22 protein-coding genes, 1 pseudogene and 1 riboswitch are annotated in these 22967 nt (G+C 64.5%); of the genes and pseudogenes, 3 read left to right on the top strand and 20 right to left on the bottom strand.

The genetic code is table 11. The features are described 5' to 3' along the window. Positions 1–138: 138 nt before the first annotated feature. From dxs to RFN30_RS01530, 5 genes are all read right to left on the bottom strand, one after another. Positions 139–2052 (bottom strand): 1-deoxy-D-xylulose-5-phosphate synthase, encoded by a 1914-nt coding sequence (gene dxs, locus RFN30_RS01550; protein ID WP_320260375.1) that lies wholly within the window; start codon positions 2050–2052, stop codon positions 139–141. Positions 2053–2281: 229 nt separating this feature from the next. Beyond that, positions 2282–3202 (bottom strand): pirin family protein, encoded by a 921-nt coding sequence (locus tag RFN30_RS01545; RefSeq protein ID WP_320260374.1) that lies wholly within the window; start codon positions 3200–3202, stop codon positions 2282–2284. A gap of 8 nt (positions 3203–3210) precedes the next feature. Beyond that, positions 3211–3477 carry a DUF2277 domain-containing protein gene (locus RFN30_RS01540; RefSeq protein ID WP_320260373.1) on the bottom strand — a complete coding sequence of 89 codons (267 nt, stop codon included), beginning with the start codon at positions 3475–3477 and terminating at the stop codon, positions 3211–3213. 241 nt (positions 3478–3718) lie between these two features. Beyond that, positions 3719–3970, bottom strand: coding sequence for an exodeoxyribonuclease VII small subunit (locus RFN30_RS01535; RefSeq protein WP_095778033.1), 252 nt, complete (start codon positions 3968–3970; stop codon positions 3719–3721). Positions 3971–3973: 3 nt separating this feature from the next. Next, positions 3974–4900, bottom strand: a complete 927-nt coding sequence (locus RFN30_RS01530; RefSeq protein ID WP_320260372.1) for a histone deacetylase family protein — start codon at positions 4898–4900, stop codon at positions 3974–3976. Positions 4901–5015: 115 nt separating this feature from the next. Beyond that, positions 5016–5193, top strand: a riboswitch (cobalamin riboswitch). A gap of 43 nt (positions 5194–5236) precedes the next feature. Here RFN30_RS01530 and bluB point away from each other — a divergent pair. Beyond that, on the top strand, positions 5237–5974 hold the full coding sequence (bluB, locus tag RFN30_RS01525) for a 5,6-dimethylbenzimidazole synthase (RefSeq protein ID WP_320260371.1): 738 nt from the start codon (positions 5237–5239) through the stop codon (positions 5972–5974). Between the two features lie 30 nt (positions 5975–6004). Here the strand turns inward: bluB and RFN30_RS01520 are convergent, their stop codons facing one another. The 5 genes and pseudogenes from RFN30_RS01520 to aroC form a co-directional block, all read right to left on the bottom strand. Further along, the gene (locus RFN30_RS01520; protein WP_320260370.1) at positions 6005–6985 is read right to left on the bottom strand and encodes a hypothetical protein; all 981 of its coding nucleotides are present in this window, start codon (positions 6983–6985) and stop codon (positions 6005–6007) included. Positions 6986–7316: 331 nt separating this feature from the next. Further along, a complete protein-coding gene (locus tag RFN30_RS01515) occupies positions 7317–9443 on the bottom strand; it encodes an alpha/beta fold hydrolase (RefSeq protein ID WP_320260369.1) in 2127 nt (708 codons plus the stop codon). A gap of 509 nt (positions 9444–9952) precedes the next feature. Then, positions 9953–10207 (bottom strand): annotated as a pseudogene (locus RFN30_RS01510) (TetR family C-terminal domain-containing protein); the annotation flags it as partial. Between the two features lie 3 nt (positions 10208–10210). Then, positions 10211–11311: a 3,4-dihydroxy-2-butanone-4-phosphate synthase gene (gene ribB, locus RFN30_RS01505; RefSeq protein WP_320260368.1), complete on the bottom strand. Its 1101-nt coding sequence runs from the start codon at positions 11309–11311 to the stop codon at positions 10211–10213. A 69-nt stretch (positions 11312–11380) separates the two neighbouring features. After that, complete coding sequence (aroC, locus tag RFN30_RS01500; RefSeq protein ID WP_320260367.1) at positions 11381–12496, bottom strand: chorismate synthase; 1116 nt, start codon at positions 12494–12496, stop codon at positions 11381–11383. A 213-nt stretch (positions 12497–12709) separates the two neighbouring features. Between aroC and RFN30_RS01495 the strand changes: the two genes are divergently transcribed. Then, positions 12710–12970: a DUF1344 domain-containing protein gene (locus RFN30_RS01495; RefSeq protein WP_320260366.1), complete on the top strand. Its 261-nt coding sequence runs from the start codon at positions 12710–12712 to the stop codon at positions 12968–12970. 206 nt (positions 12971–13176) lie between these two features. Here RFN30_RS01495 and RFN30_RS01490 read toward each other — a convergent pair whose 3' ends face one another. The 4 genes from RFN30_RS01490 to RFN30_RS01475 all read right to left on the bottom strand — a co-directional run bounded on the left by RFN30_RS01490 (position 13177) and on the right by RFN30_RS01475 (position 16310). Further along, positions 13177–13764, bottom strand: coding sequence for a histidine phosphatase family protein (locus RFN30_RS01490; RefSeq protein WP_320260365.1), 588 nt, complete (start codon positions 13762–13764; stop codon positions 13177–13179). 112 nt (positions 13765–13876) lie between these two features. Continuing rightward, a complete protein-coding gene (gene fabI / locus RFN30_RS01485; protein ID WP_320260364.1) occupies positions 13877–14695 on the bottom strand; it encodes an enoyl-ACP reductase FabI in 819 nt (272 codons plus the stop codon). Between the two features lie 106 nt (positions 14696–14801). After that, complete coding sequence (locus RFN30_RS01480; RefSeq protein ID WP_320260363.1) at positions 14802–15728, bottom strand: DnaJ C-terminal domain-containing protein; 927 nt, start codon at positions 15726–15728, stop codon at positions 14802–14804. A gap of 117 nt (positions 15729–15845) precedes the next feature. Continuing rightward, on the bottom strand, positions 15846–16310 hold the full coding sequence (locus tag RFN30_RS01475) for an RT0821/Lpp0805 family surface protein (protein ID WP_320260362.1): 465 nt from the start codon (positions 16308–16310) through the stop codon (positions 15846–15848). Between the two features lie 40 nt (positions 16311–16350). Between RFN30_RS01475 and pdxH the strand changes: the two genes are divergently transcribed. Then, positions 16351–16968 (top strand): pyridoxamine 5'-phosphate oxidase, encoded by a 618-nt coding sequence (gene pdxH / locus RFN30_RS01470; protein WP_320260361.1) that lies wholly within the window; start codon positions 16351–16353, stop codon positions 16966–16968. Here the strand turns inward: pdxH and RFN30_RS01465 are convergent. From RFN30_RS01465 to RFN30_RS01440, 6 genes are all read right to left on the bottom strand, one after another. Continuing rightward, a complete protein-coding gene (locus tag RFN30_RS01465) occupies positions 16965–17534 on the bottom strand; it encodes a hypothetical protein (protein WP_320260360.1) in 570 nt (189 codons plus the stop codon). The genes pdxH and RFN30_RS01465 overlap by 4 nt on opposite strands. A gap of 10 nt (positions 17535–17544) precedes the next feature. Then, positions 17545–18123, bottom strand: a complete 579-nt coding sequence (locus RFN30_RS01460) for a hypothetical protein (RefSeq protein ID WP_320260359.1) — start codon at positions 18121–18123, stop codon at positions 17545–17547. Continuing rightward, on the bottom strand, positions 18120–18713 hold the full coding sequence (locus tag RFN30_RS01455) for a hypothetical protein (protein ID WP_320260358.1): 594 nt from the start codon (positions 18711–18713) through the stop codon (positions 18120–18122). The genes RFN30_RS01460 and RFN30_RS01455 overlap by 4 nt, the downstream gene beginning before the upstream one ends. Next, positions 18706–20025 carry a hypothetical protein gene (locus tag RFN30_RS01450; protein WP_320260357.1) on the bottom strand — a complete coding sequence of 440 codons (1320 nt, stop codon included), beginning with the start codon at positions 20023–20025 and terminating at the stop codon, positions 18706–18708. Before RFN30_RS01450 ends, RFN30_RS01455 begins: the two co-directional genes overlap by 8 nt. A gap of 206 nt (positions 20026–20231) precedes the next feature. Then, positions 20232–20987 (bottom strand): crotonase/enoyl-CoA hydratase family protein, encoded by a 756-nt coding sequence (locus RFN30_RS01445; protein ID WP_320260356.1) that lies wholly within the window; start codon positions 20985–20987, stop codon positions 20232–20234. Positions 20988–21012: 25 nt separating this feature from the next. Beyond that, positions 21013–22782: an acyl-CoA dehydrogenase family protein gene (locus tag RFN30_RS01440; RefSeq protein ID WP_320260355.1), complete on the bottom strand. Its 1770-nt coding sequence runs from the start codon at positions 22780–22782 to the stop codon at positions 21013–21015. Between the last annotated feature and the right edge of the window lie 185 nt (positions 22783–22967).

The raw sequence follows: 22967 nt of genomic DNA, 5'->3' as shown, positions 1-22967 counted from the left end.
CTGCCTGGGACCAAGGTCTTAGCAGGGCGCCGTTGAAAATCGGCCAAAAGACAGGGTAACCGAACCGCCAAACAAAAGCGTAAACAAAAGGTTACGGTCGAAAGCCGGCAAACTTATTCAGGAAGCTGAAGTTTCGATTCAGGCGCGCTGCGCCTGCACGCCGTGGCCGAGCGCGGCGAAGACCGTGCGCACGATGCCGGCCGTGTCGAGGCCCGCATCGGCATACATCTTCTCCGGCCTGGCGTGATCGGTGAACTCGTCCGGCAAGACCAGCGGGCGCACCTTGAGGCCGTTTTCCAGCAGCCCTTCATGGGCGAGGAAATGCAGCACGTGGCTGGCGAAGCCGCCGACCGCGCCCTCCTCGACCGTCACAAGAACCTCGTGCGAGCGCGCGAGGCGGCGGACCAGATCCTCGTCCAGCGGCTTGGCGAAGCGGGCGTCGGCAACGGCGGTGGAAAGGCCCGCCGCGCCAAGCTCTTCCGCGGCCTGCAGGCAATCCTGCAGCCGCGTGCCGAAGGATAGAAGCGCCACCTTGGTGCCTTCCTTGAGGATACGGCCCTTGCCGATCTCGAGCACCGAGCCGCGCTCCGGCATATCGACGCCGACGCCGTTGCCGCGCGGATAGCGGAAGGCGATCGGGCCGCCATCGTAGTCGGCGGCGGTGCGCACCATGTGGCGAAGCTCCGCCTCGTCGGCGGCTGCCATGACGACGAAGCCCGGCAGCGAGGCCAGGAAGGTCGTGTCGAAGGCGCCGCAATGGGTGGCCCCGTCGGCGCCGACGAAGCCGGCGCGGTCGATCGGGAAGCGCACCGGCAGCTTCTGGATCGCCACGTCATGCACGACCTGGTCGTAGGCGCGCTGCAGGAAGGTCGAATAGATGGCGGCGAAGGGCTTGTAGCCCTCGGTGGCGAGGCCGGCGGCAAAGGTCACCGCGTGCTGCTCGGCAATGCCGACATCGAAGGTTCGGGTCGGGAACACCTCGCCGAACAGATCGAGGCCGGTGCCGCTCGGCATGGCGGCGGTGATCGCCACGATGCGGTCGTCCTCACGCGCTTCCTGGATCAGGCTCTCGGCGAAGACCTTGGTGTAGCTCGGCGCGTTGGCCGGCGCCTTGGCCTGCGCGCCGGTGATGACGTCGAACTTGTTGACGCCGTGATATTTGTCGGCGGCGGCCTCCGCCGGCGCGTAGCCCTTGCCCTTCTGGGTCACGACGTGGATTAGCACCGGGCCGTCGGCATTGTCGCGCACGTTCTTCAGCACCGGGATCAGGTGCTCCAGATTGTGCCCGTCGATCGGGCCGATGTGATAGAAGCCCATTTCCTCGAACAGCGTGCCGCCGGTGACGTAGCCGCGCGCATGCTCGACGGCGCGGGTGATGGCGCGGTCGGCGCGCTTGCCGAGATAGGACGATAGCTTCTTGCCGAAATCGCGCAGGCCCAGATACGCCTTGCCGGAAGCGAGCCTCGCCAGATAGGCGCTCATCGCGCCGGTCGGCGGGGCGATCGACATGTCGTTGTCATTGAGGATGACGATCAGGCGCGCATCGAGCGCGCCGGCATTGTTCATCGCCTCATAGGCCATGCCGGCGGACATGGCGCCGTCGCCGATGACGGCGATGACATTGTTGCGGCCGCCCGCGAGCTCGCGACCCACGGCCATGCCGAGGCCGGCGGAAATCGAGGTCGAGGAGTGCGCGGCGCCGAAGGGATCGTACTCGCTCTCGGCTCGCCGGGTGAAGCCGGAGAGACCGCCTTCCTGGCGAAGCGTGCGGATACGGTCGCGGCGGCCGGTCAGTATCTTGTGCGGATAGGCCTGGTGGCCGACGTCCCAGATCAGCCGATCTTGCGGCGTGTTGAAGACATAGTGCAGCGCAACCGTCAGCTCGACCACGCCCAGCCCGGCGCCGAGATGGCCGCCGGTGTGCGACACGGCATCGATCAGCTCGGCGCGCAGTTCCGTCGCCAGCTGCGGCAGCTCGCTTTCCTCGAGCGCTCGCAAATCCGCGGGAATGCGGACCTTGTCGAGAAGTGGCGTGTCGGGCTTCGGGTTCACTCTGGTGCGGCCTGCTGAAATCTTAACCTTGCATCAGAGCGGTTAACCGTTTCACGGGACCGCTCTGTCTCCTTGTTTTCACGCAATTCCGGGAAAACCGTTTCACACTTTTCCTGGAATTGCTCCAACCTTCACACATATGCGCCGTGATCATGCGCGAAATATGCCGCCGGCAGGCGAATGTAAATGCGTGTCAGTGACGCGGCTGGCGCAGGACGGCTTTCCTGCTCTAACCTTCCGGCAGCGGAATGAATTCTTCCTCATCGCCAGGAACGATATCGAAGCGGCCCGTCTTCCATTCTTCCTTGGCCTGCTCGATGCGTTCTTTGGAGGACGAAACGAAATTCCACCAGATATAACGCTTGGAGCCGAGCGATGCTCCGCCGAACAGCATGAAATGCGCCCCGCGCTCGGACGAAACGACGATCTCCACGCCCGGTTTGAACACCAGCAGCCGCTCCGCAGGAAAGCGGTCGCCGGCGATCGAAACCTCGCCCTCCAGCGTATAGATGGCGCGTTCCTCGGCATCGGCGGGAATCTTCACGCTGGCGCCCGCCGCCAGCCTGAGATCGGCATAGAGCGTCTCCGAAGCGGTCGCGACGGGCGAGCGCAGCCCGGAAAATTCGCCGATCACGATACGGCCGCTGACGCCTTCGGCGTCGATCTCGGGCAGGCTTACCACCGACGTGTTCGCAAACACCGGGGCGATCTCCTCCTGGCTATCCGGCAGCGCCAGCCAGGTCTGCAGGCCGGAGATCGACATCGGCGCGCCGCGCAGCTCCTCCGGCGTGCGCTCGGAATGAACGATGCCGCGGCCGGCGGTCATCAGGTTCACGTCGCCGGGAGCGATCACCATTTCGGTGCCGAGCGAGTCGCGATGCCTGATCTTGCCGTCGAAAAGATAGGTGACGGTGGAAAGCCCGATATGCGGATGCGGGCGAACGTCGATCGCATGGCCGGCGCGCAGGATGGCCGGCCCCATGCGGTCGAAAAAGATGAACGGGCCGACCAGCCGGCGTTTCGCGGTCGGCAAGGCGCGGCGGACCTCGAAGCCGCCAATGTCCTTGGCGTTGGGGATGACCATCAACTCGATCTGGTCGCAGGCAAACGCGTCGCCGGCCTCAGGATCGTTTCCCGGAAAGAAGCTCATGTCGCACCTCAGGCGAAGCGGAGCGCGGACCTGGCTTTCGCCTTGGCCGCCTCTTCCTCACGATTGCGGGGATGCTGGGTGGTTTCGAGGCTGTCCAGCAGCTCGCGCGCGGCGGCAGCGATCGCCTCGACGGCATGGTGGAAGGCATGCTCGTTGCGCTTGGACGGCCTGGTCGAGCCGCTCAGCTTGCGCACGAACTGCAGCGCCGCGTCATGGACCTCGTCATCGGTCGCCGGCGGATCGAAATTGAACAGGGTCTTGATGTTTCGGCACATGCTTGCAGGCCTCCTGTCTTATCGTGTCCCCGCCAGTCGGGACTATCACCGGGGTGTGTTGAGATTCAGGTCAGGCCGAGCCGAAAATGGCGGGTTCCAAGAGCCGGAGCGGAGCGTACTTGAAGTACGTGAGCACCGGCCTACGCCGACCGTAGCCTTAATTTACCTGCCACGCCACTCATGAGTGCTTCGGCAGAAGACCGCCATTTGCAGGCCGGCCTCACCTGAATATCAATACACCTTACTCGGCGTCGAGCGGCTCCGTTCCTACCGGCTTGCCGTCGCGCGACAGCCTGATCTTCTCGACCTTGTCCTCGGCCGCCTTGAGCAGCCGGTCGCAATGGGCCTTCAACGCCTCGCCGCGCTCGTAGATCTTGATCGACTGGTCGAGCGGGACGTCGCCGCGCTCCAGGTCATCGACGATCTTCTCCAGCGCGTCGAGCGCCTGTTCGAAGCTCATCGCCTTGACGTCTTGGTTAGCTTCATCAGCCATCATTCATCCCTTCATCAGCCGCCCGACATGGGCGGCGACCGAAAATGCCAGTCCTTGCAGATCGTAGCCGCCCTCGAGCAGGCTGACGAGCCGGTTGCCGCTGTGGCGCCCGGCGCGCTCCATCAGCTGGCCGGTCGCCCAGTCGAAATCATCCTCGGTCAGGTTGATTTCGGCCAGCGGGTCGCGATGGTGCGCGTCGAAACCGGCGGAAATGATGATCAGGTCCGGCTTGAAAGCGTCGATCGACGGCAGCACGCGCGACAGGAAGGCGTCGCGGAACGTGTCGCTGCCGGTGCTCGGCGCGAGCGGCGCGTTGACGATGTTACCCACGCCGGTTTCGCTCTTGGCGCCGGTGCCCGGATAAAGCGGCATCTGGTGCGTCGAGCAATAGAGCACCGACGGGTCGTCCCAGAAAATGTCCTGCGTGCCGTTGCCGTGGTGGACGTCCCAGTCGACAATCGCGACGCGCTCGGCCTGGTGCTTTTTCTGCGCGTAGCGGGCCGCGATCGCCGCGGTGTTGAACAGGCAAAAGCCCATCGCGGTGGTCTTTTCGGCGTGATGGCCGGGCGGGCGCGCGGCGACGAAGACATTGGCGGCGCGGCCTTCGAAGACGTCATCGACCGCGGCGTTTGCCGCGCCGATCGCCGTCACCGCCGCATGCCAGCTCTTCGGGCTGGCGCTGGTATCGGCATCGATCGAGACGATGCCGGTCTCGGGAATGGCCGCGCGCACCCGCTCAACGAAATCCGCGGGGTGCGCATAGAGGATGGTCGCCTCGTCGCCTTCCGGCGCCTTGATGCGGTCGAGCGCCGAAAAAGCCTCGTCGTCCAGCACGCGCTCGATGGCGCGCAGGCGGTCGGGCCGCTCGGGGTGGCCGGCCGGCGTGAGGTGTTCCAGGAATACCGGATGTGTGTAGAGACGAGTGGTCATGGCGCCTAATCTAGGCACCTGTCGCCCGGATAGCCATGTTTCAGCGCCGATAGATTGGGGAAAATCGCGCCTGATCGTGTCGCTGGCGGCATTGGCGCGGCTTCCGCTTCGCGATAGAGTCCTGCCGCTGCCTGGTGCCCGCGACGCGGGAGAATCGGGAACACGGTTGAATTCCGTGGCGTGCCCAACGCTGTGAGGGGGACCGCGCCGGCAAAAGCCACTGTCAATGACGGGAAGGCGCCGGATGCGGGTCGATCCCAAGCCAGAAGACCGGCCCGGCAGACATAGTCGTCCGCATGGTCAAGCGGAGGACTGCTTATCGCAAGGGGACAAGCGATGCAGGCACGAATGGCCGCTACCGGCGGCGACGACTTTGACCAATCGGCGCGCGATGCCGTTTACCGGGCGATGTTCACCAGGCGCGACGTGCGCAGCCATTTCGTTGGCGACGATCTCGATGATGGCGTGCTGGCGCGGCTGCTCATGGCAGCCCATCACGCGCCGTCGGTCGGCTACATGCAGCCGTGGAACTTCATCGTCATCCGCGATGCGGCAAGGCGACGGCAGGTGCGCGACCTGTTTCTGGCCGCGCGCGAGCAGGAACTGCCGGCGATCGAGGCGGAGCGGCAGGCGCTCTACCGCAAGCTGAAGCTCGAAGGCATCTGCGAAAGCGCGCTCAACCTCTGCATCACCTGCGACCGCCAGCGGTCAAAAGACTCGCCGCTCGGGCGCTGGCACAATCCGGAAATGGACCTCTACAGCACCGTCTGCGCCGTGCAGAATTTCTGGCTGGCGGCGCGCGCCGAAAGCGTCGGCGTCGGCTGGGTGAGCATCATCGAGACCGAGGCGCTGAAGCGGCTGTTGTCGATCCCCGAGCATGTGACGCCGATCGCCTATCTGTGCGTCGGGCGGGTGTCGGAATTCGCGCCGCGGCCGGACCTCGAGGCGCATGGCTGGGGCAAGCGCCTGCCGCTCGGCGAGCTGGTGATGAGCGAGACCTTTTGCGGCGCCGGCGAGGAGCCGCTCAAGTCGGCGATCGCCCGCCTCGGTTCCGGCGAACGGGCGAACCCGTGATCAGGCTGCCTTCGTAGTGAGGGCTGCTGATCAGGCCGCCCGGGGCGAATCCCAGCGCGAGCCGCCGAAAGAGCCGAGCGCCTTGTCGCGAAGCTCCCTGAATTTCGACGAGGCCTCTGCCAGGCGCTGGTCCCATTCCGGATTGGGCACCTGGCCCTCGATGGCGGCAAAATAGACCTGCATCAGCGAGGCGATGGCGAAGGGCTCGATGAAGGCGGCCTTGAAGGCCCAGGCAAAGACGATGGCCAGAACGAAGGCCCAGCCGGCAAGCTGCCCGGGCATGACCCAGAGGATGGCGGCTGCGGGGGCGAGCATCAAAAGGAAGATGACGAAGGACACGCCCCACATGATCACCGCCAGCCAGACGGCGTTCTTGACCATGTGCTTGCCGTTCTGCGCGTAGAGCACGACGCCTTGCCTGGCGGTCTCGAAAGGCGAGTTTGAATTGATGCGGATGTTGTAGCCGAGGATGATCTCGTCGACATAGGTCAGCGATAGCCGAATGACGGTGTTGATGAAGCTGACGATGCCGCTCAAGCCTGGAATGGGCAGGAAGGCGGCGATGCCGCCGATCAGGCCGGTAATGGCGCGGATGGCGCCTTTCACCAGTTGGTCGACAACGAAAAGGATATTGGCCTCGGCGAAGCGCTTGGTCACCACCTCGCGCGCATAGGCGATCTGGCCCTGGCCGTCGGGAACGTCGTGGCCGTCGATCAGGTGGACCATGACGGCGATGTGGCCGGCCTTGAGAACGTAGAGGATATATTCGCGGATCCAGTAGACGGCGATCGAGACGACACCGAAGCCGACGACCCCGCCCCACAAGGCAAACGACATCGGACCGTCGGGGTCGGTCGAGATGTGGCCGACGCCGTAGCCGACGCTGGCGCCGGTGCCGGTCGCGATGATGTAGGCCACCGTGATGCCGAAATAGACGATCATGCGAAAGACGATGAACGGCCATGTCCGCATCATGATGGACACCGACCGGCCGATGCTGAAGTCCCACATGGCCCCGACTCTCCCACCACAGAGTTGGCCGGGAAGGATGCGCTCGCCCCGGTGATTGTCAATCTTGAGCACCGCCATGCCGTCCCAAAACCGGTGCATACCCTGTGGGCAATCCGCATCATTGGGGGAGGCTGACCCTTTTTGAGCAGACCCTCGACTGGCGGCTTGAATGCCGCGACCTGACGTCGAACACAAATTGGCGCCACTTTCCACTCCAGTCCGGCTCATGCAGTCGGACAAGCCCATGGGCGGCGGCATGTGCCGCTGCCGCGGCGCGCGAAGGCAGGTCGAGCTTGGCTAGAATATTTCCGACGTGGCGGTGGACGATATGCTAGCCCATCATGGGCTGGATCTTTCCTGTGACCGCAAGGAACTGAAGCGCGCCAGGAAAGCCGTCGGCTTCCATCTTGCCACGCTCCTCGAATGTTAGGCCCGAACCGGCTATTAGATCGCGCACCGTCCGCGATACGATGGTCTCGCCCGGCCGGGCATGGTCCAGCAGCCGCGACGAGACCTCGATGGCGATGCCGGAGAAGTCCTCGCCGCACGCTTCGCACTCCCCAATGTGGATTGCCGCGCGAGCATCGACACCGGAAAGTTTCAACCGTTCACCTATCGCAATCCCGCACTGGATCGAGCGGGTCGGCCGCTGGAAGACGGCAAGCAGCCTGTCGCCCAAGCGCCTGATCTCCTTGCCGTGGAACAGCGCCAACTCGTCCCGAATCGCATCCGTGCATTGCTCAATCGCCTGCTCGCCGGCAGCCTCGATCTTCAGCGCCAGCACGGAGAGCAGCACGCGCTCGCTCGGAACCGAGGGCAGGACGCCGGTCACGAAGCTCCGGATCTCGTCGACCAGGCGGCCGCAGCCCTCGCCCCAGATCACGTGATCCCTGCCGGCAAGCTCGACGTATCTGGCACCTTCGATATGCGCCGCCAGAAAGCGCCCTTCCTCCGGTCTTACCCAGCGATCGCCCGTCCTCTGCACGATCAGCGTCGGAACATGGATGGCGGGCAGGATATCGCGAACGTCGATTTCCGTGCCCCATCGCCAGAGTGCGATCGCGTCGGCGGGCGAGGCCGAATTTCTGAGATAGGCGGCGAACCACTCGCGCTCGATCATGTTTTCGATCAGGCTGGGCGCGGCGTTGCTCATATCGGCGGGCTTGCCCCACTGCCTCTCGACAGCGTCGATATCCTGCTGCACCTGCTCGACAGTTCTCGCCCAGGGATAATCCTTCGCCCATGAACCCCTGGCGTAGGCACCGGTGAGCACGATCGCGGCCGTGCGCTCGGGATAGGTGGCGGCGAAAAGCATGCACATCGGGGCGCCCACCGAACTGCCGAACAGGACAGTGCGCCTGGAGCCGGCCGCGTCCAGAACGGCACGTACATCCTCCATCCGCTCTTCGAGCGTCGGCAGGCCGACATTGCGGTCGGACAAACCGGTGCCGCGCTTGTCGATGCGGATCAGGCGCGAGAAGGTGCCGAGCCGCTTGAGCACATGCGAATACCTCGGTGAATCCCAGGCAACGTCGAGGTTGGAGACCCATCCCTGGACATATAGCAGGTCGATCGGCCCGTCGCCGGTCACCTGGTAGGCGATGTTGGTCCCTGCCGATTTGACATAGTGGGTCTGCGGCCGCATGGACTCGCCGCCGTCGGCCTTTGCCTGGGAACCGGGCGGCGGCTCGGTGATGGCAGCCGGATGTCGCGTCTGGGAAGACGAGCCCGTCCGGCGTGCTCTCAGCGTCTGGTATAACTGGTGGGTTTCCGGTTCGGGCGGCAGGGCGAGATCCCGCTGCAGCGCGTCACGGCAGAGCTCGTACTGCTTCAGTGCAAGATTGATCCGGCCCTGCGCGGCATAGGCCCGCATCAGGGCGCGGTGGATGTCTTCGCGCAAGGGTTCCATAGCGAGCAGTCGCACGGCCGTGCGCACGCCGGATGAAAGGTCGTTCGATGCGCTGTAATGCGCGACCAGCCTATCCAGCGCCGCGATCGCGATTGTCCTCAGTCGCTCGCGCTCGACCCGTAGCCAGTCCTCGAACGGCTCCTCTTTCAGGCCAAGGCCGTCGAGCAGGTCGCCGCGGTAAACGTCAAGCGCCAGCTCCAGATCCTCGGGCGAAGAGCTTGTCGCCAGCGTCTCGAACCGGGCGACGTCGAAATCGAAATCGTCGAGATGAAGTGCAATGCTGGCTCCCTCCGTCAGGAAGCGCCCGCCGCCGGACGTCTGCATCGCCTTCCTGATGGCCGACACCGTTTGTCTGAGGCTCATCCGGGCCTGCGCCTCGCCGTTCAGGCCCCAGAACAGGGCAGCGAGCTTCTCGCGCGACTGGGAATGCCCGGCTTGCAGGGCGAGGTAGGCCATCATAGCGCGGGCCTTGCGACTGAACGCAGGAACCGAGGCCCCGACGCCGGCAAAGTCGAAACCGCCCAGCAAGTAAAGATGAGGCCCCGTCATCGCAGCCCGCCCCAGCCATGGCTCTGCCCAATTCTTTCTCGGAGCCGCTCCCATTTCAACCGCGATCTCTCCGGCGCGATCTTTTTCACGTTTCAATCACGTAGTCGTCGTCGCGCCCGTCACGGCATCGGCGCACATTCGTCCAAACGAACCGCGGGAGTTGCTCATGCTGCCGATAAGCGCGTCCGATTGGCCATTTCGCCAAGATGAAGATGTTGGCTTCCGACACCGAAGCAACGGACCCGTTCAGCTACGCCACGACATTTTCCTGGCAAGCTATCTCGATCGGCAGCGCACTTTTCGGCTGACTGCCAAGCCCATTGTTGATCTCAGAGGGGCCACGCGTCGATTTTTCGTATTGGCGATGCGGATGCGAGGGGTGCGTGAATTGCGGGGAGCCGTGCGAGGCAGCTTGTCGCTGGGCGGGTGAACTTTGGACGTCGTGTGTCCTGCGGGCGCTGATACGGGCTCTGACCGGCTTGCGCCAATGATCCTAGACTACCTGGCCGGCCGGTCAGTCCTTTGTGCAAACCCTCCAGCAGTTGCTTGAATGCCGCCACCACCTTTTTCGACGTCGCTTCGGGATCCTTCGAATTGCCGATGCGCTGCGAGGCCTGGCTGCTGGCACCGGTGATCAGCCGCACCGCGGTCTCGGGGTCGAGACCGGGAACGACGACGCCGTCTTGCTGCAGCCTGGTGAGGTGGTCGGTCATGCAGGCATTGGCATTCGGCCACTGCGCCGCATCGCCAAGCACGGCCGGGCCGAACTACAGAATCTCGGTCTTGGCGATGTGGATGCCGAAACCCTCGAGGCCGACATAATGGCGCTCGCGCGAGGCGATCAGGTTGATCGAGGAAATGCCAAGATCCTTCAGGATCTGGGCGCCGAGGCCGATCTCGCGCCACTCGTTCTCGCGGCGGCGGGCTTCCTCGTGGTCCTCGCGGTCGCCGCTCTGCGGCCGCTTGCGCTCCTGATGAGCGACGCCGACCGAGCCCTCCCGCAGATAGACGATGACGCCGCGCTTGCGCTCGCCCATTGCCTTCATGATGCCGTCCAGCCGGTGACTGGTGCCGAAGACGTCGGTGACGACATCCTCCGAATGCAGGCGCACCGGCACTTCTTCGCCGTCGCGGATGTCGCCGAAGACGACCGCGACATGGTGCATGGAATCCCAGGGCAGCGTGTAGGTGAAGACCTGCGCCTTGCCGCCGGGCGTTTCGATGTCTGAGCAGGCGACGCGCTCGACCAGCGTTTCCTTGCGCTGGCGGTAGGCGATGAGATCGGCGACCGAAACCTGCTTCAGCCCGTGCTGTTCCGCGAAAGCCTGCACCTCGGGCCCGCGCTTGACGGTGCCGTCGTCGTTGACCAGTTCGGAAATGACGCCGACCGGCGGCAGGCCGGCGAGTTTGCAGAGGTCGACAGCGGCTTCCGTATGGCCCGAGCGCATCAGCACGCCGCCTTCTCGCGCGATCAGCGGGAAGATGTGGCCGGGGCGCACGAAGTCGGAGGCGCCGACATTGCCGTTGGCGAGGTTGCGCACGGTGAGCGTGCGGTCCTCGGCCGAAATGCCGGTCGTGGTGCCGTGCTTGAAATCGACGCTGACGGTGAAGGCGGTGGTGTGGGCGGAATCATTGTCCGCCACCATGGGCGCAAGGTTCAGCCGCCGCGCATCCTCGCGCAGCATCGGCGTGCAGACGATGCCGGACGTGTTGCGGACGATGAAGGCCATCTTTTCCGGCGTGCAGTGAACGGCGGCGACGATCAGGTCGCCCTCGTTCTCGCGCCCGTCATCGTCCATGACGACGACGATCTCGCCGCGCTCGAAGGCGCGGATCGCTTCGACGATCTTCTTCTGGTCGTATGGCATGGAACGCTCGCTTCGCTCGCAGCAGTAGGGAAGGAAAAGGCGGTGTCGGGCTGGCATGCTGCCTACTGCCTATTCCCTACTGGCTACTCCCTTCCCAGTCTGTCCTCTGTGCCGCAGATAATGATCCGCAATCGCGCAGGCAACCATGGCTTCGCCGATCGGCACGGCGCGGATGCCGACGCAGGGATCATGGCGGCCCTTGGTCATGACCTCGACATCATTGCCGTCCTTGTCGATCGATTTCCGCGGCGTGAGGATCGAGGAGGTCGGCTTGACGGCGAAGCGGGCGACGATCGCCTGCCCGGTCGAGATGCCGCCCAGGATGCCGCCGGCGTTGTTAGACAGAAACACCGGCTTGCCGTCATTGCCGATCCGCATCTCGTCGGCGTTCTGTTCGCCGGTGATGCGCGCCGCCTCGAACCCGTTGCCGATCTCGACGCCCTTGACGGCGTTGATGGACATCAGACCGGAGGCGATGTCCTGGTCGAGCTTGGCGTAGATCGGCGCGCCCAACCCTGCCGGCACGCCGTCGGCGACGATCTCGATCACCGCGCCGACCGAGGAGCCGGCCTTACGGATGCCGTCGAGATAGGCTGCAAAGATGGGGACCGAGGCAGGGTCGGGGGTGAAGAACGGATTTTCGGCATCGCCGATGAAATTCCAGTTCCAGTTGGCGCGATCGATCGACTTTTCGCCTATCGAGACCAGCGCGCCGCGCACCACCATGCCCGGCACCACCTTGCGGGCGAGCGCGCCGGCCGCGACCCTAGCTGCCGTCTCGCGCGCCGAGGAACGGCCGCCGCCGCGATGGTCGCGCAACCCGTATTTGACCTCATAGGTGTAGTCGGCATGGCCCGGCCGGTACTGGCGGGCGATCTCGCCGTAATCCTTGGAGCGCTGGTCGACATTCTCGATCAGCATCGAGATAGGCGTTCCGGTGGTGATCATCGTCTCGCCGTCCTCGTCGAGTATGAAGCCGGAAAGGATTTTCACCTCGTCCGGCTCGCGGCGCTGGGTGACGAAACGCGATTGGCCGGGGCGACGCCGGTCGAGTTCGGCCTGGATATCCTCGCGCTTGAAGCGAATGCCGGGCGGGCAGCCGTCCACAACGCAGCCGAGCGCGGCGCCATGGCTTTCACCCCAGGTGGTGACGCGGAAAAGATGGCCGAATGTATTGTGAGACATGGAAAAACGCCCTGCCCGGCGGCGGAGCCCGGTTCGCCGGTTCAAGGGTGCCTTCTATTGGCGTTTTCCACAGCGGTCAAACGGTGATCGGATGCATCAATCTGTGATCTGACCGATTTAGTTTTGACACATTCGGTTGGTTTCTGCTCTCTTCCATCCGCCGTTGAGGATCCGCCGCTGACCCAGCCGGCGCAATGACCAAAGAGGACGACGATGCGTACCCTGATTGGCGCTGTTGGCGCCATGCTCATCATTTCCACCGCCGCATTCGCCGGTCAGACCGAAGGCCTGATCAAGAAGGTCGACAAGGACACGCTGACGCTGACGCTGGACGACGGAAAGACCTACAAGCTCAACGCCGAAACCGACCTCGACGCGCTGAAGCCAGGCATGGACATCGTCATCGCCTACGACGTGACCAACGGCGAGAATGTCGTCACCGATATGCAGTTGCCGGACAGCGACCAGAACTAAATTCAGGTGAGGCCGGCCTGCGAAAGGCGGCTTCCTGCGCTTCCGGCCTTCGCCGGCCGAAGCATCCATGGCATGAGAGCGGCGTGGCAGTTAAGGCTACGGCCGGCGTAGGCCGGTGCTCACGTACTGAAAGTACGCTCCGCTCCGGTTCTCGGAATCCACCATTCTCGACTCGGCCTGACCTGAATTTGCCACGCCGCAATTTGTTATAACCACTCCAAACTGCGGCCCTCCAGCCGGAGCAGGCGATCCTGCGGGATCTCGAGGCTCGCCGCCTCCTGCTTCGACACCCCTTCCACAAAGCGGAACAGGCAGCGCATGACGCCGCCATGGGTGACGCAGACCGTCTGCCGGTCAAGCGCGTCGAACCACGGCTTTATCCGTTCGAGCAGCATTTCGTAGGTTTCCGCGCCCTCGCCGGGCGGCTGGAAATCCCATTTGGCGGCGCGACGGCCACGCGTCGAGCCAGGATGCCGGGCCTCGAGCTCGGCGAAAGTAAAGCCCTGCCAGTCGCCGAAACTCAATTCAACCAGACGCGGTTCTGTCCGGTAAGCGAGCGCGTCGAGCCCCATCGCCGCCCGCATCAGTTCCATCGTTTCGCATGTGCGCCGCAACGGGCTGGCGACAAAGTCGAAATCCTCACCCTTGCCGATCATCCCGGCCAAGCGCCGACCGTTGCCGGTCGCCTGCTGGCGTCCAAGTTCATTGATGTCGGTGTCGGCCTGGCCCTGCAGCCGACGCTCGGTATTCCACTCAGTCTGGCCATGGCGCGCGAGGTAGACGAGCGGATACATCAGGTCTTCCGGAGGTCGGGCCAGCAGCTAGAGCAGTTCAGCAATTCCGGACGGAAAACCGTTTCACACTTTTCCTGGAATTGCCTTGGACGGATGCTAGGCGGAGAGAGAATTAGTCCTTGACGGTCGAGATGTCCGGCGCGTCGACCGCCTTCATGCCGACGACATGGTAGCCGGAATCGACGTGATGGACCTCGCCGGTCACGCCGCGGGACAGATCCGACAGGAAGTAGACGCCGGAATCGCCGACCTCTTCCTGCGTCACCGTCTGCTTGAGCGGCGCGTTGTACTCATTCCACTTCAGGATATAGCGGAAATCGCCGATGCCGGAGGCGGCAAGCGTCTTGATCGGGCCGGCCGAGATCGCGTTGACGCGGATCTTCTTGGCGCCGAGGTCGACGGCCAGATAGCGGACGCTTGCTTCGAGCGCCGCCTTGGCGACGCCCATGACGTTGTAGTGCGGCATCACCTTCTCGGCGCCGTAATAGGTCAGCGTCAGCAGCGAGCCGCCTTCGCTCATAAGCGGCTCGGCACGCTTGGCGATGGTGGTGAAGGAAAACACCGAAATATCCATGGTGCGCAGGAAATTGTCGCGCGTCGTCTCGACATAGCGGCCGGTCAGCTCGTCCTTGTCGGAGAAGGCGATGGCATGGACGAGGAAGTCGAGCTTGCCCCAGTGCTTGGCAATGTCGGCGAAGACCGCGTCCAGGCTTTCCGGGTCAGTCACGTCGCAGTGGCCGGCGACATGCGCGTTGAGTTCGGCCGCCAGCGGCTCGACGCGCTTCTTGAACGCTTCGCCCTGATAGGTCAGCGCGATTTCGGCGCCGTGATCGACGCACGCCTTGGCGATGCCGAAAGCGATCGACCGATTGTTCGCGACGCCGAGGATGAGGCCCCGCTTACCGGCCATCAGGCCCTGTACACCCGCCATGTGCGCGTTCTCCGCAAGAATGTCTGCTTTGTGGAGCCCTATCGCACAGGCACAAAGCCCCTTCAAGCGTCGAAAACAGACTGGCTTGAGGAGAAAATCGCCTCGATCAGCCTTTTCGGTCGCGCATCAGGGCTTCGAGATCGACGTCTCCGCCCTCCGGCAGCATCAGCCGCACATGGGCGTAGAGGTCGCCATGGCCGCCTGCTTTTTCCGGCAGGCCCCTGCCCTTCAGGCGCAGCACCTTGTCCGAGCTCGACCATGCAGGAACGTTGACGGCCAGCTTGCCGGTCGGCGTCTCGACGGCCACCTTGGCGCCAAGCACCGCGTCGGCCAGATCGACGGGAAGGTCGACATGGAGGTCGCGGCCCTCGATACGGTAGCGCGGATGGCGGCGGATGTGGATCTTGACCAGCGCATCGCCCGGCTGGCCAGGCCCCTGCTCACCCTGACCCTTGAGGCGGATGGTCTGGCCTTCTTCGACATAGGCCGGAAGCTTGACCGCCATCTTGCGCCCATCGGGGAACATCGCCGTCACCTTCTCGGCGGTGGCAGCCTCTTCGACAGTGATGTCCAGCGTGACATTGAGGTCCGCCGCCTGGACCGGCTGGCGACGGTCGCCACGGCCAGCGCCGCGGGCGCCCGAAAAGGCATCGCCGAAGATCTGGCTGAAGATATCGCTGTTGCCGTCGAACGGATCGCCGCCCGGGCGTCCGGTACGGAATTCGAAATGCGCCCCGCCAGGACCCTGCTGACGGCGGAACCCGGCGAACGGATCGCCGCCGCCCGCGCCCTCGAAGCCCTGGAACCTCGGCTTGCCGTCGGCGTCGATCTCGCCGCGATCGTAAGCAGCGCGCGTCTTCTCGTCGCCGACGATCTCGTAAGCCTGGTTGGCTGCGGCAAAACGCTCCTTCGCCTTCGGATCATTCGGATTCTGGTCCGGATGATGCTGCTTGGCGAGCTTGCGGTACGCCGATTTTATGTCCTTGGCCGATGCGTTCCTGGCAACGCCCAGCACCTCATAGGGGTCGCGCATGCTTCCTGCCTGTAAGAGAAGATGAATCCACGGTGCCCCCTATATGCGCCTGGATAGGAAGAAATTCCAGTAGCGCAAGAGGGATCCGTGGGCGAAAATCAGAGCGCCCGGAATTTATCAGAGCGCCTTGAACTCCTGCATGCGCCAGCCGCCGGCGCCGGCCATGCAGAGCTCGCCCTGGTACATGGCGACGCCGTCGAAACTCTCGCGCGTGGCGTTGAAGCGGCGGCAGGTGAGGCCGCCATCCTTGAGTTCCACCAGCTCGGTGATCGCGCCGCGCGAGCCGGTGCCGGCATTGGCCCATGGCACGGCCTGACCGCCGAGCTCCTGGATGTCGGCTGAGGAGACTGCGTTACCGATGGTGGTCTGGTCCGAATCCTTGTCGCTGCTTGCCGGCTGGGCGGGCGAGGACGGTGCGCTGGAGGTGATGATCGAGCGGTCGACCTCGGCTTTCTCCAGGCTGAAGCCGCCGGCGCCGCAGGCGCCAAGCGGAAGCGCCAATGTCAGCAACGCAGCCTTGGCGCTGGCCGAAGCAATAACGCTCCATTGCCCGCTGTCAAAAGCTTGCGCGATACGCGACAATCGGCGAACTCCTCCCGTAATGTTAAAAATTTGGAAAACTATGAACGAAACCGAGTTAACAAGCAGTGACTTCACCGAGGCGGCGGAGCCGTTCCGGCTTTTTGCCGCATGGCTGGAGGACGCCACCAAGAGCGAGATCAATGATCCCAACGGTGTCGCGCTGGCGACCGTCGACGCCGACGGCATGCCGGATGTGCGCATGGTGCTGCTCAAGGGGTTCGACGAAAAGGGATTCGTCTTCTACACGAATTTCGAGAGCGCCAAGGGCCGCGAGATTCTTGGCAGCATGAAGGCGGCGATGTGCTTCCACTGGAAATCGCTGCGCCGCCAGGTGCGCGTGCGCGGGCCGGTGGAGATCGTCAGCGACGCTGAGGCCGACGCCTACTACGCGACGCGGCCACGCGGCAGCCGGATCGGCGCCTGGGCCTCGAAACAGTCGCGGCCGCTGGAAAGCCGCTTCGCGCTGGAGAAGGCGGTGGCCGAATACACGGCGCGCTACGCGATCGGCGAGATCCCGCGGCCGAAACACTGGTCGGGTTTCCGGATCCTGCCGCAGACGATCGAGTTCTGGCACGACCGTCCGTTCCGGCTGCATGACCGCATCGTGTTCTCGCGCAACGCCAAGGGCGGCTGGGACAAGACGCGACTCTACCCCTAATCTTTTTCCAGTTGGAAGAGCAGGAAATGCGGCCGCTCGCTGGCGACGCCGACGGCCGGCCGCACCGATTTGGTCGCTTCCTTCGGCACCAGGAACGTCTCGCGCAGATTGAGTGTGTCGCCGCTCTTGGCACCGGAAAAGATCGCCGAGATACAGGTCTGCACATTGTCCGTCGTTTTCAGCGACACAATGGAGATCGGCGACCAGCGCCGGCCATCCTTGTCGATCAGCATCACCTTGCAGCCCAGCCATCGGTTCTGCAGGTCGGGATCGCCGATCTTCACCTGGAAGTCGGCCAGCACCGGCACGGAATCGGGCGGCAGGTTCGACATGCCGAAAGCGCCGCGCAGATCCGTCAGCTTCCAGTCGCTGCCGCCGAAACGGGCGCTTTCGCCCCAGGCAACGCGGCGCGGGAAGAGGTCGCTGTCGCCGAGCAGCGCCTTGACGCTGTCGTAGCACTCGATGGCGAGAGTCAGCGGGATGAGCAGAACAAGCGACCAAAGACTGCGACGGCGCCACTTCCGCTCGCTCGTCGCGCTCTCGCGATCCAGAACCTGCGCCGTCATTCGATACCCCTCAGATCGGCTGCGTCATATCCAGCGTGTCGACCGTGCCCGGCGGCAGGCCGTCGGGTCCGATGGCGACCGGCCCGAGCGATATCTCGGCTTGGGAATCGAGCGCCGACATCAGCTTTTCCGAAACCAGCACGACTGCATCGCTCGCTTCATCCGGCCGCAGCTCGAAGATCAGCCTCGCCTTCTTCGGCAGGCCGGGGTCGATGGCCACGGGAAGCAGACCGTTGGTGAAGGACAGCCGCTCGGTCTGGTCATAGGTCAGGCCCGTCGACCCGCGCCAGGACGCGACCGCCACCGTCGTCGATTGCGCCCGCGCCACAAACTCCACCGTGACGACGGCCCAGATGCCGCCGGTGGTCAGAACCTTGCTGTCGCCGAATCTGTCGACTTTCAGGTTGCGGGCGAATTCCACCTTCTCTGCGCGGGCCTCGAAGCCTCGCCCGACGACCGTGTCGCCGAGCTCGCCGCGCGCGGGGATCGGCCCGATCAGGTCGCCATAATGCGGCTTCGACAGCTGCAGGCCGTAGCAGAGCGACACCGCGACGAGCAGCAGAACGATATTGGCGAGCTTGCGTATCATGGCTGGATATCCGCTGTGTCGGATCCGCTGCCAACGGGCAGCTTCAGCGTGCCAATCGGCGCCGGATTGAACCAGCCGGGCAGGCCGTAGAGATTGTCGCGCGGCTTGTAGGTCTTGCGGATCACCGTCAGTTCGAGGCTCGCCGGCGGAGCCGCTCCGTCCGGCAGCTGCCAGATATAGGCCATGCGCTCCGGCATGCCGGGATGCAGTTCCGGCGAGAGCGTCGAATCGCGCATGAGCACGATGAAAGGTTTCGTCGTCGGGTCGACCGTTGCCTGGTCCGCCTGCAGGACGTCGAAATAATCCTTTGTCGATTTGGCCGTTCGGTTGGTCATTTCGAGCTCGAGGACCAGCGCCTTCGCGCCGGGCTTGAGCGGCACGCCATAGAGGCTCTCGCCTTCGGCCGTATAGGCCTTGAGAGGCCTCAGCAGCCATTGGCCCGTTTCGATCCGGCCGGCGGGCGCGAGAACGGAAAGAGGCTCGTGCCTTGCACCGAAGGCGCCCATGACGCCGGCAACGGCAATCGCCGCCGCGGTGCCGATGCCGGCCACCAGCCAGGCTTTCAGACGGGAGCCAACATTCTCAAGCATTTTGGGCCTCGGCTTCCGCGCCGTCCGGCGAGCGGGCCGGCTGCACGCTGTCAACGGTCCGGCGCTTGGGCAGCGCGAAGGCCGTTTCGAGGATCGCGGCGAGGAAACAGACCCTCAACGGCTCGACAAGAATGCCGGTCGACGAATCCTGGAACGGGCTGCCGAACAGCAGCGAGACGCCCTTGGAAAGCACCTGCCAGGTATCGAGCTCATGCGGACCGATGAGGCGCGTCATGCCGAGCCATGCCCAGGCCGCCAGCCAGTCGATCAGCCGGTAGCCGACGATCAGCGTGACGATGAGCATCACGCCCGAGCTCAGCGTGATGCGCACGCCGTTGGCGATCGGCAGATAGCGCGAGCGGTAGCCGGAGATGAAATGCTCGACGAAGTCGCGCAGGAATTTCGGAATGGCGCGGTACCGCTCGCCGACACTTTCGACGCGCCGGTGAATGCGCCTCAGTTCCTTGTCGTCGCGCACGTCGTAGCCATAGATCAGCGCGGCGAGCACCAGCCAGATCACCGGCAGGAGCATGTAGAAGAACAGGCTGACCAGCCTGGTCGTCGTGTCGATCGAGGTGACCTCGACCGGAACCATGGGATCTGCGAAGGCGCTGGCGATCGGATTCACGTCGGCGGCGGCCTGCAGGGCCGAGAAGAAGTTACGGCTCATAATCCAGCCAACGACCTCGTCCTTCCAGCGCGAGATCACGTAGAGACCGATGAAGATCCAGTTGGTCTCGCAGATGACCACGACGATCTGCCAAAAGGAGCGCGAAGCGCCGCGCGTCTGCATGCCGGTGGCGAAGCGCCTGATCAGCCACGAGATCGCGACCGAAAAAATCAGCCAGCGCGAATCGAGCACATCGAGGACGTTGCCAGCCCCTTCGCCGAAGGGCGCCATGTCGAGTGCGACGCGGGAATATTGCCGCACCGTGTCGCCGAGAAAGCCCCAGGCGGCGTAGTAGACGAAGAAGGGCAGCAGCGCGACAGTGACCATGCGCGCCAGCCGCGCGTTGCCGGTTCGCGATTCGGTTTCGTTTTCGCCGCGCGCCGCCTGCTGCGCAGCCTGCACGGCGGGCAAGGCGGGCAGCAGCGTCTGAAACATGGCGACGGTGACGACGAGCTGCGTCAGGGCAACCAGTGTCAGCAGAGCCAGGCCCGCCATATGGTTGAGCAAGGCGGTACGCGCGGCAAGCTGCATGAACAGGTCGCCGAACACGATGCCCAACAGCACCATGGCGACCAGTTGCGGCCAGAAGCGCCACCAGAGCTTGAAGGTCAGCACCAGCGGTTTTGCGGCATCGGCAAGCATGTCGAGGCGTTCAATGCGTCAATGCAAGCCCCTGACTGTTTCAAAGCTTGCATATCGACGGCAATGTTGCGGGCCATGTCCTCTCCACCGACCAGGCCCCCGCCCGCAGGGTTTGTCAGATAGGGCGCGAAGCCTGGCGTGTATAGACAAAAATCGCGCCAGGCGCGAGTTTCCCCAGGACAAGTCACAACCTGCCCGTGCCGAGATCAGCTCGCCTTCTTCCGCGTCATGAAGGCGGTGAGCGCGGCGCGCGCCTCGTCCGACTTCAGCCGCTCATGGAAATGCTCGCTTTCCACCTTGATGCGGGCGATGAGTTCCTCACGCGAGCCACTCATCAGGTCGCGGGCGATCTTCAGCGCCTGCGGCGGCTTGGCGGCGATGTCGTTCGCGGCGGCCAGCACCGCGCTTTCCAGCGCGTCTTCTGCGATCACCTCGTAGATCAGGCCGGCGGCCTTGGCGCGCTCGGCCGAAAAGCCTTCGCCGAGACCGAGCAGCGCGAAGGCGCCCTGGCGGCCGAGGATCTGAGGCGCCAGCAGGCTGGAGCCGGCCTCAGGCACGAGGCCGAGATCGACGAACGGCGTGCGGAACAGCGTGCGCGGCGTGGCGAAAGTCAGGTCGCAATGGAGGTTGAGCGTGGTACCGATGCCGACCGCGATGCCGTCGACGCCAGAGACCATCGGCTTTTCGGTCTTGGCCAGCGCCATCAGGAAATCCCACACCTCGTTGCCGCCCTCGCCGCCGGTGGCGATGACCAGGAAGTCGGCGAGGTCGTTGCCGGAAGAGAAGGCGCCGGGCACGCCGAGGAAGACGTGGACGCGAACCGCCGGATCAGCGTCGCCCTCGGCAAGGGCAGCCGACATCTTCGCATACATGGCGCGCGTCAGCGCGTTCTTCTTGTCCGGGCGGTTCATGCGGATGATCTGCACGGCGCCCCGGCGCTCGATGAGGATATGGTCGGTCACGGTCGGCTCCTTCGAATGTCAGGGGTCAGGCGGAGATCAGCGCCCTGCCGGCGGCGGCGAGGCTTTCTGCGCCGTCGATGACGCGTTCCTTCAGGGCGCGCGTCTCGCCAAGCAGGTTTTCGGCAAAGAAACGACAGAGCGGGATGCGGCCGCGGTCGGCGAGCCCACCCTGCGCCAGATAGGCGCCGCCGGCGGCAAGCGAGATCAGGCGCAGATAAGGCGTGGCGCCGGCCATCGCGGCGTCGGCCTTGCCGTCGACCATCAGTTTTTGCAGGAAGCGCGTCGCCTCGTCGAGATCGGCCAACGCGCGGTCGAGATTGTCGGCGGTGCGGCCAAAACCCTCGATGTTGGAGGTGCGCACGCCATCGGCCACCGCTTTCAACTCGCCGATATAGCGATGCACATGCTCGCCGCCTCCGAGCGGCAGTTTTCGCGAGACGAGATCAATCGCCTGGATGCCGTTGGTGCCTTCGTAGATCGGCGCGATGCGGGCATCGCGATAAAGGGCGGCCGCGCCCGTCTCTTCGATGAAGCCCATGCCGCCATGCACCTGCAGCCCGAGCGAAGCGACCTCGACGCCGACATCGGTGGAAAAGGCTTTTGCAAGCGGCGTCAGCAGATTGGCGCGGTCGCGCCAGTTGGCGGCGGCCTCGCCCTCGGCGACGCGCGCGCGGTCGATGGCATGCGCGCAGGAATAGCTGATGGCGCGGGCGATCTGGGTCAGCGCCTGCATGGTCAGAAGATTGCGCTGCACGTCCGGGTGATGGACGATCGGCGCCATGCCGGACCCGGCATAGTCCGAAGCCCTGCCCTGGCGGCGCTCATTGGCATAGGCGATCGCCTTCTGCGTCGCCGCCTCGGCAACCGCCACGCCCTGCATGCCGACCGCAAGGCGGGCGTTGTTCATCATCGTGAACATGCAGGCGAGACCCTTGTTCTCCTCGCCGATGAGCCAGCCGATGGCGCCGGGCGCCGCGCCCTGAAAACCGTCGCCATAGATCATGGTGCAGGTCGGCGAGGCATGGATGCCCAGCTTGTGCTCGAGGCCGGAACAGAAGACATCGTTGCGGGCGCCGAGCGAGCCATCGTCATTGACCAGGAATTTCGGCACCAGGAACAGCGAGATGCCGCGCGTGCCGGCCGGCGCGTCGGGCAGCCTGGCCAGCACCAGATGCACGATGTTGTCAGTGAAATCGTGCTCGCCATAAGTGATGAAGATTTTCTGGCCGAAGAGGCGATAGGTGCCGTCGCCGGCGGGCTCGGCGCGCGCGCGCAGCGCCGCGAGGTCCGAGCCGGCCTGCGGCTCGGTCAGGTTCATCGTGCCCATCCACTCGCCGGAGACGAGCTTGGCGAGATACTTTTCCTTCAGCGTATCGGAGGCGTGCTTGTCGAGCGCCTCGACCGCGCCCATGGTCAGCGTCGGGCCGATGCCGAAGGCCATGGCGGCCGAGTTCCACATTTCGAGCGCGGCGACGGCAAGCATCGTCGGCAGGCCCTGGCCGCCGAATTCCTCCGGCCCGGACAGCGCGTTCCAGCCGCCTTCGATCCAGCGTCGGTAAAGCTCCTTCCAGCCGGGCGGCGTCGTGACGGCGGCGTCCTTCAGCACCGCGCCATGCTCGTCGCCGATCTTGTAGAGCGGCGCGACTTCCTCGCTGGCGAAGCGGCCCGCTTCCTCGAGGATCGCATCGACCAGATCCTCGCCGAGATCGCCGAAGGTGCCGGCCTCCAGCGCCGGCTTCAGCCCGGCCACATGTTTCAGCGTGAAGGCGATGTCCTCGACCGGTGCGCGATACATGTTTCCTGCTCCTCCTCCATTGCGGCCAACCCTAGTCGCGTAGCCGAAGCGAGGCCATGCGCCTTTGGGCCGGCCCGACACCTTCTTTTTACGTAAACGTCAAACTTTGTCACGCGGATTTTGAATTCTTTTCCAAGCGTACTAAATTCGGAGCAGCCGACCGTTGCGGCCCGGCTTAAGACCGG

The organism is Mesorhizobium dulcispinae, from assembly GCF_033977345.1.
Classification (GTDB): Bacteria; Pseudomonadota; Alphaproteobacteria; order Rhizobiales; family Rhizobiaceae; genus Mesorhizobium; species Mesorhizobium dulcispinae.
Note: the sequence above shows the minus strand (reverse complement) of the source record. Positions and strands in the feature narration are given on the sequence as shown.

Excerpts from the sequence above, each read along its gene's own strand:
- RFN30_RS01545 (WP_320260374.1), bottom strand. The coding sequence starts at position 3,202 with ATGAGCTTCTTTCCGGGAAACGATCCTGAGGCCGGCGACGCGTTTGCC.
- RFN30_RS01540 (WP_320260373.1), bottom strand. The coding sequence starts at position 3,477 with ATGTGCCGAAACATCAAGACCCTGTTCAATTTCGATCCGCCGGCGACC.
- RFN30_RS01535 (WP_095778033.1), bottom strand. The coding sequence starts at position 3,970 with ATGGCTGATGAAGCTAACCAAGACGTCAAGGCGATGAGCTTCGAACAG.
- RFN30_RS01530 (WP_320260372.1), bottom strand. The coding sequence starts at position 4,900 with ATGACCACTCGTCTCTACACACATCCGGTATTCCTGGAACACCTCACG.
- bluB (WP_320260371.1), top strand. The coding sequence starts at position 5,237 with ATGCAGGCACGAATGGCCGCTACCGGCGGCGACGACTTTGACCAATCG.
- RFN30_RS01520 (WP_320260370.1), bottom strand. The coding sequence starts at position 6,985 with ATGTGGGACTTCAGCATCGGCCGGTCGGTGTCCATCATGATGCGGACA.
- RFN30_RS01515 (WP_320260369.1), bottom strand. The coding sequence starts at position 9,443 with ATGACGGGGCCTCATCTTTACTTGCTGGGCGGTTTCGACTTTGCCGGC.
- ribB (WP_320260368.1), bottom strand. The coding sequence starts at position 11,311 with ATGCCATACGACCAGAAGAAGATCGTCGAAGCGATCCGCGCCTTCGAG.
- aroC (WP_320260367.1), bottom strand. The coding sequence starts at position 12,496 with ATGTCTCACAATACATTCGGCCATCTTTTCCGCGTCACCACCTGGGGT.
- RFN30_RS01495 (WP_320260366.1), top strand. The coding sequence starts at position 12,710 with ATGCGTACCCTGATTGGCGCTGTTGGCGCCATGCTCATCATTTCCACC.
- RFN30_RS01490 (WP_320260365.1), bottom strand. The coding sequence starts at position 13,764 with ATGTATCCGCTCGTCTACCTCGCGCGCCATGGCCAGACTGAGTGGAAT.
- fabI (WP_320260364.1), bottom strand. The coding sequence starts at position 14,695 with ATGGCGGGTGTACAGGGCCTGATGGCCGGTAAGCGGGGCCTCATCCTC.
- RFN30_RS01480 (WP_320260363.1), bottom strand. The coding sequence starts at position 15,728 with ATGCGCGACCCCTATGAGGTGCTGGGCGTTGCCAGGAACGCATCGGCC.
- pdxH (WP_320260361.1), top strand. The coding sequence starts at position 16,351 with ATGAACGAAACCGAGTTAACAAGCAGTGACTTCACCGAGGCGGCGGAG.
- RFN30_RS01465 (WP_320260360.1), bottom strand. The coding sequence starts at position 17,534 with ATGACGGCGCAGGTTCTGGATCGCGAGAGCGCGACGAGCGAGCGGAAG.
- RFN30_RS01460 (WP_320260359.1), bottom strand. The coding sequence starts at position 18,123 with ATGATACGCAAGCTCGCCAATATCGTTCTGCTGCTCGTCGCGGTGTCG.
- RFN30_RS01455 (WP_320260358.1), bottom strand. The coding sequence starts at position 18,713 with ATGCTTGAGAATGTTGGCTCCCGTCTGAAAGCCTGGCTGGTGGCCGGC.
- RFN30_RS01450 (WP_320260357.1), bottom strand. The coding sequence starts at position 20,025 with ATGCTTGCCGATGCCGCAAAACCGCTGGTGCTGACCTTCAAGCTCTGG.
- RFN30_RS01440 (WP_320260355.1), bottom strand. The coding sequence starts at position 22,782 with ATGTATCGCGCACCGGTCGAGGACATCGCCTTCACGCTGAAACATGTG.